Source organism: Pseudomonas sp. R1-15 (genome assembly GCF_051132085.1).
Taxonomy (GTDB): domain Bacteria; phylum Pseudomonadota; class Gammaproteobacteria; order Pseudomonadales; family Pseudomonadaceae; genus Aquipseudomonas.
The window spans coordinates 2,602,240-2,617,645 of record NZ_CP071660.1; the positions used below are offsets into that span (position 1 = coordinate 2,602,240).

Sequence of the window (15,406 nt, forward strand, 5' to 3'; positions counted from 1 at the left end):
CGAGGGATTACAAATGGAAACTGGTTTGGCGCGTGCACAGGTTCAATCCATGGAAGGCGTACCGGGCAACGAGCAGACCTTGCCGTTCATTTTCGAAGCGCCCGCCACGGGGGCTCGCTGGCAGGATAGCCGAGCGCAGATCCTGCAGGCAGTCGAGGCCGAGTTGCCGCATGTCGGCGGCATCCTGTTCCGCGGGTTTGCCTTCAACGGGGAAGCTGATTTCGAGGAGTTTGCCCGCGGTTTTGGCCATGAGCTGCTGACCTACGACTACGCCTCCACGCCGCGCACCAAGCTCAATAACCGCGTATACACCTCCACTGAATACCCTGCCCACCAGGTCATCCCGCTGCATAACGAGCAGTCCTATTCGCTCAATTGGCCGATGAAGATCTGGTTCCACTGCGTACAGGCTTCTCCTGTGGGTGGTGAAACCCCGATCGCCGATAGCCGCAGCGTCTACCAGCAACTCGATCCGGCGATCCGCCAGCGCTTCGCCGAGAAACGCCTGATGTACGTGCGCAACTACGGCAACGGCCTCGACTTGCCCTGGCAGCAGGCGTTCAGCACCGAAGATCGCTCGCAGGTGGAACAATTCTGTCGCGCCAACCACATCCAGTTCCAATGGACGGACGACGGCGAGCTGTCCACGCGCCAGGTCTGCCAGGCCGTGGCCCAGCATCCGGTGACCGGGGAGTGGGTATGGTTCAACCAGGCGCATCTGTTTCATATCTCCAATCTCGCTGCGCCGGTACGCGAGACGCTGATTTCCATCGTTGGCGAAGAGGGTGTGCCACGTAATGTTTTCTACGGGGACGGTTCACCCATCGAGCTGGAAGCCCTGGAGCATGTGCGCGGCGTACTGCAGCGCTGCCAGGTGACTTTCCCCTGGCAGGCGGGCGACGTGCTGATGCTCGACAACATGCTGGTGGCTCACGGCCGCTCGACATTCCAGGGCGCGCGAAAGGTCGTGGTCGCCATGGCCGAGCCTGCTTCGGCGGGTTGAGCCCGACGCTCTTGCATTAAGCCGCCGCATTGGGTGGCTTATTCCAAACAAGCAAAATGAAGGACATCAAATGCTCGATCGCCTGATGCATCGCTGCTGGCTGCGTGGAATTCGCCTATCGGAAGCCGAAGGTCAACTGGACATCGTGCCCGGGTCGCAAGGTGCTTTGACGGATGAACTTGAAGCTGAGCTCCGTTCGCGAGAGCACGAAGTGTTGCAATGGCTGGCCCTGCATCCCGATTATCTTGATGCGCGGCCACTGACCGACAATGAGCAGGCTCTCTGGTTTCTACAGCGACTGGAACCCGACAGTTGTGCCTATAACCTTGCTTACGCAGGACGAATCAAGGCGCAGTTCGTAACGGAGGACTTGCCTCGGCGCCTACAAGACGCCTGGGCCGCGATTCAGCGGCGTTACCCGGTGTTGAGCACGGCCTACGGTGAACGCAACGGCGACCTGGTGCAGTGGAGTCGTAGCGAAAATATCCAGCCGTTGCAGTGGGTTGCCTTGCAGGCGGCGGACACCGATACCTTGCAGCAACGCATTGCCGAACTGGCCGACCGGCCTTTCAATCTCCAGGCCGGTGAAGTTAGCCGAGGTGTGGTGCTGAGCAACGCCCGGGACGGTCATACCGAGCTCACGCTGCTGCTGGTGATCCATCACATCGCTGCCGATCCGGCCACGTTCCATATCGTGCTCAACGAGCTGTTCGCACAGGTCGATGGTCAGCCGTTGCCTGCAATCAATCCTGATGCCTATCGCAACTACAACAGTGAGCTGCACGTGCGTAGCGAGGCGACCGAAGATGCGGAGCTGGCATGGTGGCAGGCACAACTGAGCGAAGCTCCAACGCTGGAGTTGCCGACGGATTTCGCCTTTGGCGGTAACCGCTCATTCGAAGGGATGGAGCTGCCGGTTCGCTTCGATCCCGCCACCACGGCGAGGGCGAGGGCCCGGGCCCGTGAATGGGGCGTGACGCCTTACGTCTGGTGGTTCTCGCTGTTTCAACAGTTTCTCGGGGTGTTGTCCGGGCAAGACGATTTTGTGCTGGGTACGGCCGGCGGTCTGCGCTTGCGACGCGAACACCTCAATTTGCCGGGCTATCTGGTCAACTCGCTGCCGGTTCGCTGTCGCTTGCAGCCAGACCTTTCAAGTCGAGACTGGGCCCGTGAGGTAGACGCCACCGTCAAGCAGGCCCTCGCGCACCGACACTACCCGTTCTCGCGCCTGGTCAAGCAGTTGAACCTTGAGCGTCAGGCGGGCAAGGCGCCGCTGTTCCAGCACATGTTCACGCTCAACAAGGAACGTGCCGCGCCTTTTCACCAGTACGTGGACCCGGTGTTGTCGGAACAGCGTGGAGCGGCCCATGAACTGAACATGGTTGTGGTGGATGAGGAGGAGGGTTTCCTCTGTCGGTGGCGTTACAGCAAGGCTTTGTACCGTCACGAAACAGTCCAGGGTTATTGCGACCAGTTCGTTGCATTGGTCCACGCGGTCATCGACCAGCCGGACGTACCTTTTGCCCAGCTCGACTGGCTACCGTCCGTGCAACGATCGATCCTCAGTGGCGAGGACCTACCGGTCCCGGTCAGCAACGCCTGGCAGGCGTTCGCCCAGCAGTGCGCCCACAAGTCTGAGTCGATTGCCCTGCAAGACGAACAAGGCACATTGAGCTATGCCGAGCTGGGCCGAGCGGTGGTTGCCCGTGGCGAGCGCTTGCAGACAGGCGCGAACCTGGAGGGTGCTCGCATCGCCTTGTGCCTGCCCCGCAGCCGCGAGCTGGTGATGCACATGCTCGCGGCCTGGCAGTGCGGCGCCACCTACCTGGCCCTCGATCCGCAGTGGCCACAGTCGCGTTTGCAGGACATCTGCGAGGATGCCACGCCCCGGGTCTGGGTGGGCGAGGGCCAGCGTCCCGAATGGCTGCCTGAACCGGTACGGTGGCTGTCGTTGCCAACCGCGTTGTTGGCCAGCGAATCGCCATTGCGCGCAGCCGTGGCCGCAGACCTGCCGGCTTACGTCGTCTATACCTCCGGCTCCACCGGACGGCCGAAGGGCGTGGCGGTCAGCCAGGCCAACCTGATTCATTACGTAACCGGGTGCATTGAACGCCTGGACCTGTCCGCCGATGCCAGCCTTGCAAGCCTGGCCAGTTGCGCCACCGACCTGGGGCACACGGCGTTGTTCGGTGCACTGCTCAGTGGTCGGCGCCTGCGCCTGCTGGCCGAGGAGCTGGCTTTCGATGCCGAGGAGCTGGCTGCGGTGCTTGAGCGCGAGCCCGTGGACCTGCTGAAAATCGTGCCGTCGCACCTCAACGCCTTGCTGGTCGCCAATGATCCGCAGCGCTTGTTGCCGCGCCAGTGCCTGGTGACCGGCGGCGAGGCCCTGGGCCAGGCACTGGTTTCACGCTTGCGCGCCTTGCAGCCGGACTTGCGCATCGTCAACCACTACGGCCCCAGCGAAACCACCGTCGGGGTGTTGACCCATGAGGTCGATACCCGCGGCGCAGCGCCGCTGGGTCGACCCCTGCCGAATGTCCAGGTCAGCGTGCGTTCGCCCGCCGGCGCACTCTTGCCGACAGGCGTCAGTGGCGAGCTGTACGTCCAGGGGGCGACCGTTGCGCTGGGCTACCTCAGCGCGACCGACGCAGACCGGGCCCGCTTTGGCCGGCACGGCTATCGCACCGGCGATCGGGTTCGAATCAATCATCAAGGGCAGGTGGAGTTTCTCGGTCGGCTCGATGAGCAGGTGAAGATCCGCGGTTACCGGGTAGAACCGGCCGAAGTCGCGGCTCGATTGCGCGCGATGCCGCAGGTCGGCGATGTGCAGGTGCTGAACAGCCCTTCGCCGTTGACCGGCAATCGCCTGGTAGCTTTTCTGGTCGCGCCAGCTGCCGCGCTGCCCGACATTCAAGCTGCCCTGCAAGCGCAACTGCCGGACTACATGCAACCGGCCCAATGGCATTGTCTCGAGGGTTTCGCCTTGCTGCCCAACGGCAAGGTCGATCGCCAGGCATTGCTGCGATGGGACGAGCAGGCGCCGGCCCAGGCGCCGGCGAAGACATCGCTCGATCAGCCGTTGGACGCGGTTGAAAGCGCATTGCTGGACATCTGGCGCGGGCTGCTCGGCAATTCCGACCTGGGGCCCGATGACAACTTCTTTGCCTTGGGCGGCGACTCAATCCTCGGCTTGCAGATCATTGCCCTGGCGCGCCAGCAGAACATCCTGATGACGCCCAAGCAGCTGTTCGCCGAACAGACCGTGCGCGCCTTGGCGCGAGTGGTGCAGACACCGCAGCGCAGTCTCGAACAGCGCTTGCTCGACATCGCTCGGGAGATGCTCAATAACCCGGAGCTGCGGGTCGATGACAACTTCTTCAGCGTTGGTGGCGACTCGATCCTGAGTTTACAGATTATCGCCCGCGCCAAGCAGCAGGGCCTGCAGCTCAAGCCCAAGCAGATTTTCGAGTTCCCGACCGTACGCGGCTGGGCCGAACACGTGGTTGACCTTGGCGCGGCGAAGGAGGGTGCCAAGCCTTCCGAGCTCGAGCCCACTGCGGCATTTGCCCTGACGCCGATCCAGCAATGGTTTTTCGCCCAGGAGCAAAACCAGCCCGGGTATTGGAACCAGTCGTTGCTGCTGGCGTTGGACCAGCCATTGGAACCGGCGCGGTTTACCCAGGCCGTGGGCGCGCTGTTGCAGCGTCACGCCAGCTTGCGCCTGGTCTTCGAAGCCTCGGCGCAGGGCTGGCAACAACGTTACCAGGCGTTCTCTCAATCCCAGGTCAACGGGTTGTTCCATGTCGAGGAGCAACCCCTGAGCGAAGCGCTGTTGCAGCAGTGGCAGCAAGGCTTCGATCTGGCAACGGCGCCGTTGATTCGCTGGGTGTATTTCTCCCAGAGCCGGGAGCTGCTGTGCACGGCGCATCACTTGCTCGTCGATGCAGTGTCGTGGCAGGTGCTGCTCGAGGAGCTGGAAAGTCTCTACCTGCAACCGGACCTGGCGTTGCCGGCCGTCTCGGCGGGTTTCCATGCGTGGAGCGAGGCCCTGCAGCAGCACCGCCGCGAGCCGGCCTTGCTGGCCCAGGTTGATTACTGGCACGAACAACTGCGTGCAGAGGGCGTTGTCCCCGAACAGGCGAATACCTACGGCGCAAGCCGCACGCTGGACACGCAACTCTCATCGGAGCAGACGCAGTTGTTGCTGGGCGACTGCCACGCCGCCTACGGCACCCAGGTCCAGGATTTGCTGGTGGCGGCTTTGGCCGGCGTCGTCGGCCAGTGGCAGGGTCGCGAGCGCGTCACCCTTGAGCTGGAAAGCCATGGCCGCAGCGGCTGGGAGCAGGCCCCCGATTTGTCCCGCTCGATCGGTTGGCACACCAGCCGCTATCCACTGGCGGTCGACACTTCCTGGGATCTGGAGCCCTCGATCATCGCGGCCAAGGAAGCCCTGCGCCGCGTACCCGAGCAAGGCATCGGCTACGGTCTGTTGCGCCAGGATCCGGCGCACGGCCTGGCTGCGGCCTCGCTGTTGACGTTCAACTACCTGGGGCGGGTCGACCAATGGATCGGCGCTTCACGCCTCTGGCGCCTGGCGCGGCCGGTGTGTCCAGGCATGCGCGCCGGGAGCACGCGTCGCACGCATTGGCTGGACGTGACGGCGCTGATCAACGAAGGGCAGTTGCATGTGGAGTGGCGTTATGCGCCGCAGGTCCATGACCCGGCGCTGGTGGGCGAGTTGGCGCGGCAGTTCCAGCAGCGCCTTACAGCCTTGCTGGAGCATTGCCAGGCGCCCTCGGTTGGCCGCGCCACGGCTTCGGATTTCGCCGACTCCGGCTTGTCCGACGATGAATTCCTGGGGCTGCTCGAACAACTCGAACAGTGAAACCTCTGCGTCCCCAAACATTACAGGTTCGGATACCGTCAGCATGAACGACAAGGTCAAAGCTCTTTCGCGCAACATCGAAGCTATTTACCCGCTGGCTCCCATGCAGCAAGGATTGCTGTTCCACAGCCTGATGCACCCGGGCAAGGGCATGTATCTGCTGCAATACCGGCACGTCATGGTCATGCCGAACCTCGACCTGGCGGCGTTCCGCCAGGCTTGGGCGCAAGTGGTGGAACGCCATGAACTGCTGCGCACCTCCTTCGTCTGGAAGCAGCAGAAGCGCCCGATGCAAGTGGTGCACAAGCAGGTCGAACTGCCGATCACTTATGAGGATTGGTCGCACCTGAGCGACGCCGAACAGCACGCGCGTCTGGAGCAGTTGCTCAGCGCGGAACGCGCTGAAGGGCTGGACTTCACCAAGGCGCCACTGATGCGGGTCAGGCTGTACAAGTTGGCGCCCGACACCTATCAGTTCGTGCGCAGCTACCACCACATCCTGATGGATGCCTGGTGCTTCTCGATCATCATGATGGACTTCCTCAACGGTTACCGTGCCGCTCAGGAAGGCCGTCGATTGAACCTGCCGGCGCCCCGTCCCTATCGCGATTTCATTCGTTGGCTGGAAACCCAGAAGCCGGAGGATCACCAGGCCTTCTGGCAACAACGCCTGGCGGGTTTCGACACGCCAAACGAGTTCGGCTTCGGCCATGTCGGCCGCATCCAGGGCGCCAGTGAACCGGTCGAGGATTGTGTCGAGTTTCTGCAGCCTGAGCAGACCTTGGCGCTGCAAAACGTCGCGGCGCAGCACGGTCTTACCCTCAATACGTTGGTGCAGGGCGCCTGGGCCTTGTTGCTGGCGCGCTACAGCGGCGATCACGACCTGGTGTTCGGTATCACCGTCGCCGGTCGTCCGGTCCACCTGCAAGGTATGGAAAGCATCGTCGGCCTGTTCATCAACAGCTTGCCGCTGCGCTGGAGCTGGCGCCCGGATGACGCGCTTGGCCCGTGGCTGAAAGCCTTGCAGACCGAGAACCTGAGCCTGCGTGAACACGAGAGTGTGTCCCTGGCCGACATCCAGCGCTGGAGCGACGTGCAGCGCCAGGACCTGTTCCAGAGTCTGTTCGTGTTCGAGAACGCGCCCATTGCCGCCGACGTGCGCCAGGGGCAGCTGGACTACCTGATCAGCGACATGGCCAACCGCACCCACACCAATTACCCGATCACGGTGGTCATCGTGCCGGGTGAACGCCTGCACCTGCAACTGACCTACCAGACTGACTGGTTCCTGCGTGAAGAAGTCGAGCAGATGCTGCGGCATTTCCGTGCCCTGCTGTTGAACATGGGCGAGGCCTTGGGCGCGAACGCCGCGACGCCCTTGCATCAACTGGCGATGCTCGATGAAAGTGAAATCCGCCATCAGCACCAGGTCTGGGCCGGTGGAGGCCTGGCGGCCGATGAACAGCTGCTGCAACCGTTGTTCATCGAGCGCTTTCAACAACGGGTTCGCCAGGCGCCCGAGCGCATTGCCGTCGTGCATGGCGAGCACAGCCTGACCTTCGATCAGTTGAACCGCGCCGCCAACCGGCTGGCCCGGCACCTGCGTGCGCAAGGTGTGAGCAGCGACGATCTGATCGCGGTGTTCGATGAGCGCGGGCTGGACCTGGTGGTGATGATTGTCGCCACGCTCAAGGCCGGTGCCGGTTGGCTGCCGCTCGATCCACGCAACCCGGCCCAACGCCTGGCCCAGGTGCTGCGCCAAAGCCGCACGCCGTTGCTGGTGCACAGCGCGGGGCAGGGTGAGTTGGCCATGCAGGCACTGGATCTGCTCGAACAGCGGCCCAAGGCCGTGCGTTATGACCCCTCGGTGCTGAGCGGCTACAGCGATGAAAACCTGAACATCGCGGTGCACGGCGACTCGTTGGCCTATTGCATCTTCACCTCCGGCTCCACCGGCACGCCGAAGGGCGCCATGGTGGCCCAGGCGGGCATGCTCAACAATATTCTGGGCAAACTGCCGGGGCTGGGGCTCGATGCGAATGACGTGATCGCCCAGACCGCGCCGCAGTGCTTCGACATCTCGGTCTGGCAAACCCTCGCGGGCCTGGTGCTGGGCGCACGCACGGTGATTCTCGGTGACTGTGTGGTACAGGACCCCGAGGCGCTGGCAACGGCCATCGGCCGGCATGGCGTCAGCATCCTCGAAGCGGTGCCGTCATTGATGCAAAGCCTGCTTGACGCCGGCCTGGAGACGTCGCCCCTGCGCTGGGTTCTTGCCACGGGTGAGGCCTTGCCGCCAGCCTTGGCGCGACGCTGGTTCGAGCGCTATCCGGCGATCCCGCTGATGAACGCCTACGGTCCGGCCGAATGCTCCGATGACGTCGCCTTCCACCCGCTGCTGGAGCGTTTGCCGGAACAAAGCATCAACGTGCCGATCGGGCGCGCCACGCTGAACAATCGCCTGTATCTGCTCAATGCTGATCTGCAACCGATACCGGTTGGCGCAGTGGGCGAGATTTTCGTCGCCGGTGTCGGCGTCGGGCGCGGCTACATGGCCGACCCGGCGCGCACGGCGGCGGTGTTCCTGCCGGATCCGATCGCCAACGACGGTTCGCGCCTGTATCGCACCGGCGACCTGGCGCGCTTCCTGCCCAATGGGGACCTGGAATACGTCGGACGCACCGACCATCAGGTCAAGATCCGCGGCCACCGTATCGAACTGGACGAGATCGAAGCCTGCCTGACCCGTTACCCAGGGGTACGGGAAGCGGTGGTGGTGGCCCGTGATGACCAGCAGCGCTCCAAGGTGCTGGTGGCCTATGTCGTGGCTGAGGTCGCGTGCAGCATCGAGGCGTTGCGCGAGCATGTTCTGGGCAATCTGCCGGCCTACATGATCCCGAGTGCATTCGTGTTGCTGGAGCGTTTCCCGCTCAACGGCAACGGCAAGATCGATCGCAAATCCTTGCCCGCTCCGGATTTCGCCGCGCAAAGCCAGGCCCGCTATGTGGCACCCCGCAGCGCGTTGCAAGGCCAGTTGGTGGAAGCCTGGCAAAGCGTGCTCGGGCTCGAACAGGTGGGCGTCGAGGACAATTTCTTCGAACTCGGCGGCCATTCGCTGCTGGCCACTCAACTGATTGGCCTGATCGGCAAACTCACAGGCAAGGACTTGCCGTTGCGCGTGGTCTTCGAGCGCCCGACCATCACCGCCATGGCCGATTGGCTGGAAAGCCAGGCCGGTACGGTAAAACCGTCGCCAACCCTGCTGCCGCGGCCGGAAAAGCTGCCGCTGTCGTTTGCCCAGCAACGTCTCTGGTTCTTGCAGCAACTCGATCCGCAGAGCCCGGCGTATAACCTGGCGGGCGCGGTACGCCTGACCGGCGAGTTGCATGTCGCTGATCTGCGTGCGGCGTTGCAAGCGGTAGTCGACCAGCACGAGGTGCTGCGCAGCGGCTTTGTCAGCGGGGCCGAAGGGCCGAGCCAGGTGATCCTGGCGCAGACCGAAGTTGATTTGCCGCTGATCGATGTGGCAAGCGAGGACGCGCTGCACGATCGGCTGCGTCAGGATGCAATGACCCCGTTTGCGCTGGAAGCGGCGCCGTTGCTGCGCGCCCGGCTGTATCGCCTGGCGCCGCAGGTATTGGTCCTGTCGCTGAACTGCCATCACATCGTTGCCGATGGCTGGTCCCTGCAACTGATCATCGACGCTTTGTGCGAGCAGTATCGCAACCGCCGCCAGGGCCAGGCGACTCAACAGCTCGCCCCGGCGATGCAATACGCTGACTACGCTGTCTGGCAGCGCCAGTGGATGGGCAGCAAGGCGTGCGCGCAAGAGCTGGCCTACTGGCGCGAGCAACTGTCCGGTGAACTGCCAGTGCTCGACCTGGCGGCCGATTTTGCCCGACCTGCCCAGGCCAGCCAGGCCGGAGGGCGCGTCGAGCGACGCTTGCCCGAAGATCTGGCAGCCCGCCTGAAGGCCTTCAGCGCTCGGCACGGCTGGAGCAACTTCATCCCGATGCTGACCGCTTTCCAGTTGCTGTTGCGCAGTCGCAGCGGCGAAGACGACATTCTGGTCGGTGTTCCAGCGGCCAACCGGCACCATGCGGTGTTGCAGCCTCTGGTCGGTTGCTTCGTCAACACGCTGGTGTACCGCAGGAAACTTTCCGGGGAGCGCAGCCTGCTGCAACTGATGAGCGAATTGCAGGCGCTGTCCGTGTCGGTCCAGTCCCATCAGGATCTGCCGTTCGATTACCTGATCGAACAACTCGGCGTGGTTCGGCAGGTGAGCTACAACCCGCTGTTCCAGGTCATGTTCAACTATTTCCCAGGCAATGCCCTGGAGCGTTTCGACCTCACCGACGTCATTGCCGAACCGCTGGACAATCGTCCGGACAGCGCGCTGTGCGACCTGCACCTGGATGTGCGCGACAGCGAGCACGGCATCACCCTGAGCTTGCAGTACAGCAGCGACCTGTTCCGCGAACAGACTGTGCAAGCGATGGCCGCACAGTACCTGGCGTTGCTCGACGCGTTGATCGAGCAGTCCGATCAGCCGTTGGGTGAGCTGGCATGGCAGCCGGCCGAGCGGGATCTTGCGCGGATTGATGGTCGCACGGTGAACGGTCATCAGGACATCCTCCAGGCCTTTGCGCTTCAGGTTGCCCGCCAGCCCGCGGCGATTGCCGTCGTGGCAGGCAATAAACAGCTGACCTACGCCGAACTGGATCAGGCCGCCGAGCGGTTGGCGGCGAAGTTGCAGGCCCAGGGCGTCGGTATCGAAGACCGCGTTGCGCTGAGCCTGCCTCGCGACGCGCGCCTGCCAATGGCCATGTTGGCGGTGCTCAAGGCCGGTGCTGCGTATGTGCCCTTGGCCGAGGACACGCCACCGGAGCGTGGCCGCTACATTCTTCAAGCGGCCCGGCCCACGTTGTGCCTGGGCACGGCGGCGAGTCTCGGTGTGTTGGCGCAGTGGAACAGCGGCCTGCCGTTGCTCGACATTGATGCCAGCGCTTCAACCGACACCTTCAATGCAGTGACCTGCGTCGCCGGTCAGCTCGCCTACGTGCTGTATACCTCGGGTTCCACCGGCCAGCCCAAAGGCGTGGCGATCAGCCGTGGCAACCTGATGAACCTGATGCTGGCTGTCGAGCAGGTCCTGCCGATGACGCCCCGGGACCGGGTCCTGGCGCTGACCACTGCGACGTTCGACATTGCCATCGTCGAGTTGCTCCTGCCCCTGGCCCGAGGCGCCAGTATTCTGCTGGCCGATCGCGAACAGGCGCGGGACCCGCAGGCCATCGACCAGTTGTTGCTGTCCGGGCAACCCACCGTCATGCAGGCCACGCCGGCCACCTGGCGGATGCTGGTGGCGCATACTTCGCGCAGTTGGCAAGGCGTGCGCGCCATCTCCGGTGGCGAGGCCTTGCCGTGCGCATTGGCCGAAGCCATCGAGGGCAGGGGAGCCGAGGTCATCAACGGCTACGGGCCGACGGAAGCGACCGTCTACAGTACCTTTGAAGTGCGCAGCGGCAACGAAGCCGGCGCCGAGGTGCCGATCGGGCAGCCGGTGGCCAATACCGCCGCGTACATTCTCGATGCCGACTTGCAACCGGTGGCCGCCGGTGTTCCCGGTGAGCTGTACCTGGCCGGGGCCAACCTGGGCCGGGGTTATTTCGCCGCTGCGCGCCTGACCGCCGCGGCGTTCCTGCCGGATCCTTTCGTGGCCGGCGCGCGCATGTACCGTACCGGCGACCGGGTCAGGCGTAACAGCAATGGCAGTCTCGATTACCTGGGACGCCTGGATTTCCAGGTCAAGCTGCGGGGTTTCCGTATCGAACTGGGTGAGATCGAAGCGCTGTTGTCCCGCATCCATGGGGTTCGCGAGGCGGCTGTCGTGTTGTTGGGCAGCGGTGAGTCGGCGCGGCTGGTGGGCTATTACGCAGGCGATGCGCTGGATGAAGCGCTGCTGCGTGACACCCTTGGCGCTCAGTTGCCGGACTACATGCTGCCCAGCCAGTTTGTGCGTCTCGACACGCTGCCGTTGAGCCCGAGCGGCAAGGTCGACCGCAAGGCCCTGCCGGCACCACGACAGCGTGACGGCCAGCATGGCGCGCTGGCGGGTGAGTGGGAACTGACTTTGGCCGAGCTCTGGAAGGAGCTGCTGGGATGCACCGAGGTGGGCGCCGACGATAACTTCTTTGCCTTGGGCGGACACTCGCTGCTGGCGGCGCGACTGGTCGCGCGGATCGCCGAACAGCATGGCCGGCGCCTGCCATTGCGCAGCGTGTTCGAGCAACCGCTGCTGCGTGACCTGGCCGCTACGCTGGCCCAGGCAAGCACCGAGGCCGACGGCATCCTGCGTGCTTTCGAAGAGACCTTGGCACCGTTGCATTTCACCCAGCAACGCTTGTGGTTCCTTGATCGCCTGCAGGGCGATACCCAGGCCTATCACTTGTCCCTGGCCCTGCGCCTGGCTGGCAACTTGCAACCGGCCGTGCTGGAGCAGGCGCTGGCGCAACTGGTTGCTCGTCAACACAGCCTGCAAACGCTGTTCAGCGAAACAGCCGAGGGTGCGCGCCAGCGTGTCGAGGCTCTCGACGTCATGCCGCTGAGCTTCGAGCCACTGGAAAATGATGAGCAATCGAGCGCTTTCACCCAAAAACTGAGCCATGAGGCGCAGCGTCCGTTCGACCTCACCGCGCCGCCGCTGTGGCGCGTGCGTGTGTACCAAGGCCACGACCGCAGCGTGCTGCAAGTGACCGTGCATCACATCATCGCTGATGCACGCTCGCTGGAGATTCTCTTCAACGAACTGCAACTGATCTACCAGGCTTTGCTGGAAGGGGGCGACGCTTGCCTGCCACCGCTGCCGCTGCAATTCTCCGATATCGCGGCCAGCTGGCAGAGCCCGGCCGGGCACGCGCGAATCGAAGCGCAGCTCGGGTATTGGCGTGACGCCCTGGCGGGCGAGCCGCCCGTGCTGAATCTGCCGACCGACATGCCGCGGCCCGCCGAGCAGGGCTACAACGGCCAGCGGCTGCGCTTCAACCTGCCGATTGCGCTGGTCCGGCGCCTGCGCGAAACGGCACAACGTCACGGCTTGACCGCTTTTGCTCCGTTGCTGGCGGCCTGGAAAACCTTGTTGGCCAGGCACTCCGGACAGCGCGAAATCTGGGTCGGCCTACCGGTCGCCCATCGCCATCAGGCCCACACGGATAACCTGATCGGTTACTTCGCCACCACCCAGGTCCTGCGTAGCCACATCGACCCGCAACAATCGGTCGAGCAGTTCTGGCAACAATTGCAAGCCACTCACCTGGCGGCGCAACAGCATGCCGACGTGCCTTTCGAGCGCTTGGTGGAAGCGTTGCAGGTGCGCCGCGATCTCAGCCACACGCCGCTGTTCCAGGCGTTGTTCAACCTGATCCAGCGGGATGCCAACGCAGCGCTCGAACAGCGCTTCGCCGGGCTGCCGTCACAGCGCCTGAACGTCGAAAGCGACAGCGCCCTGGTGGACATCGGCCTGCATATCGAACAGCAGGGCGAGGATTGGCAGTGCGTGCTGGAATACAACACCGACCTGTTCCTGGCACATACCGCACAGCGTTACGCCGATGAGTTCCGTTACCTGCTCGAAGGCATGCTCGAGCAACCCGAGGCGCGCCTCTGGGACATCGACCTGGCGAATGCCGACCATGCGCTCGCCGAGCGGCCGTGGAACCGGCCCGCGCAATCCTTGACCGCCGCAATGGACGTGATTGCCCGCTTCGAACGGCAAGCTGCCCTGACGCCTGAAGCGCTGGCCGTCGATTGCCAGGACCGACAACTGAACTACGCGCAACTCAACGCCATCAGCAATCGATTGGCCCATTGGCTGCGTGCGCGCAATGTCGGCACTGATGATCTGGTTGCCGTTTGCCTGAGTCGCGGCCCGTGGTTGCTGCCAACCCTGTTGGCGATTCACAAGGCGGGCGCGGCGTACCTGCCGCTGGATCCGCAACACCCGAGTGAACGACTGCGCTTCATCATCGATCACGCGCGTCCAGCCCTAGTGCTCGGCGAAAGTCTCTGCGCCGAGGCCTTGGCCGGCGTCGATCACGTCCTGCTCGATCAGTTGCCGCTGGATGCCAGCAGCGACGCCAACCTGACGCTGGCGGTGGACCCGCGGCAGCGCGCGTATGTGATCTACACCTCGGGCTCGACCGGCACACCGAAAGGTGTGCAGGTGACCCGTGGCAACCTGAGCAATCTGTTGGCCGGTCTCGATCGCTTGCTGCCGCTTGGTGCCGAGGATGTCTGGCTCGCCAGCACCACGTACGCCTTCGATATGTGCAAGCCGGAGCTGTTCCTGCCGCTGGTCAACGGCGCCGCGATCCTGCTGGCGCGGCGCGAGCAGGTGGTCGATGGGCACCAGCTGTTCGCGCTGCTGCGTCGGGCCACGGTGTTCCAGGCGACACCGGCCGGTTGGCAGATCCTGCTGGAGACCGGCCAGGCTGACTGGCCACCGTTGCGTGGGCTGATCGGTGGCGAGGCGGTGCCGGGTGAACTGGTGAACGAATTGCGCGGCCGAGGCGTGACGTTGATCAACGCCTATGGCCCGACGGAAACCACCGTCTGGTCGACCACCCAGGCGTTGCAAGACGTGCCGTCCGGCGTCGCCGACATCGGCGCGCCCTTGCTCAACACCCGTTGCTACGTGCTCGACGACATGCTCCGCCCGGTTCCGCTGGGCGCCACTGGCGAACTGTATATCGCCGGCTCCGGGGTCACCCGTGGTTATCAACACGCGCCCGCCATCACGGCGGCGGCGTACTTGCCCGACCCTTATACCGGCGAACCCGGCAGCCGCATGTACCGCACCGGCGACCTGGTGCGCCGACGCGACGACGGGCGACTGGCCTATGTCGGTCGCGGTGATTTCCAGGTCAAGGTACGCGGGTTCCGCATCGAACCGGGCGAAATCGAATCGCTGCTGCGCCGTTACCCAGGCGTCGAAGAAGCCGTGGTGATGATCGATTCGCGCAGCCAGAGCCTGTTCGCCTGGCTGCAAACGCCGAACCCGGTTGATCAGGCGGCGCTGCGTCGGTATCTCGAAGGTGTGCTGCCGGGCTACATGATTCCGGCCGGCTTCATCGAACAACCGCGCTTTGTCCTCAACGCCAACGGCAAGATCGACCGCAAGGCATTGCCGGCACCGCAGCCCGTGGCGATCCAGGGCGTGGCACCGCGCAATGAACTGGAACAGCAACTGGCGGACATCTGGCAGAACCTGCTCGAGTTGCCGCAAGTCGGGGTCTTCACCAGCTTCTTCGAGCTGGGCGGGCATTCGTTGTTGGCGATGCGTTTGATGACCCAGGTCGAAAGCCGCTTCGGCGTCAAGCTTGAGCTGCGCAGCCTGTTCCAGAACCCGACGATCGCGGCGCTCGCCGAGCAGATCGAAAAGCCCCAGGGGCCTTCGACCGACGAAGCCCTGGACGAAATGCAGCGCCTGTTATCAGAGATGGAAGAGTAAGGATGAGTAC

General features: G+C 64.0%; 3 protein-coding genes. All 3 read left to right on the forward strand.

Going from position 1 to position 15,406, the window contains the following annotated elements:
* The first annotated feature begins 49 nt into the window (after positions 1-49).
* On the forward strand, positions 50-1,003 hold the full coding sequence (locus J3P97_RS11920) for a TauD/TfdA family dioxygenase (protein WP_434674545.1): 954 nt from the start codon (positions 50-52) through the stop codon (positions 1,001-1,003).
* Positions 1,004-1,073: 70 nt separating this feature from the next.
* Complete coding sequence (locus J3P97_RS11925; protein WP_434674244.1) at positions 1,074-5,888, forward strand: amino acid adenylation domain-containing protein; 4,815 nt, start codon at positions 1,074-1,076, stop codon at positions 5,886-5,888.
* A 43-nt stretch (positions 5,889-5,931) separates the two neighbouring features.
* Positions 5,932-15,396, forward strand: a complete 9,465-nt coding sequence (locus tag J3P97_RS11930) for an amino acid adenylation domain-containing protein (RefSeq protein WP_434674245.1) — start codon at positions 5,932-5,934, stop codon at positions 15,394-15,396.
* Positions 15,397-15,406: the final 10 nt, after the last annotated feature.

What these genes read in the sequence shown, in the direction of transcription:
- J3P97_RS11920 (WP_434674545.1), top strand. Translation starts at nt 50, where the DNA reads ATGGAAGGCGTACCGGGCAACGAGCAGACCTTGCCGTTCATTTTCGAA.
- J3P97_RS11925 (WP_434674244.1), top strand. Translation starts at nt 1,074, where the DNA reads ATGCTCGATCGCCTGATGCATCGCTGCTGGCTGCGTGGAATTCGCCTA.
- J3P97_RS11930 (WP_434674245.1), top strand. Translation starts at nt 5,932, where the DNA reads ATGAACGACAAGGTCAAAGCTCTTTCGCGCAACATCGAAGCTATTTAC.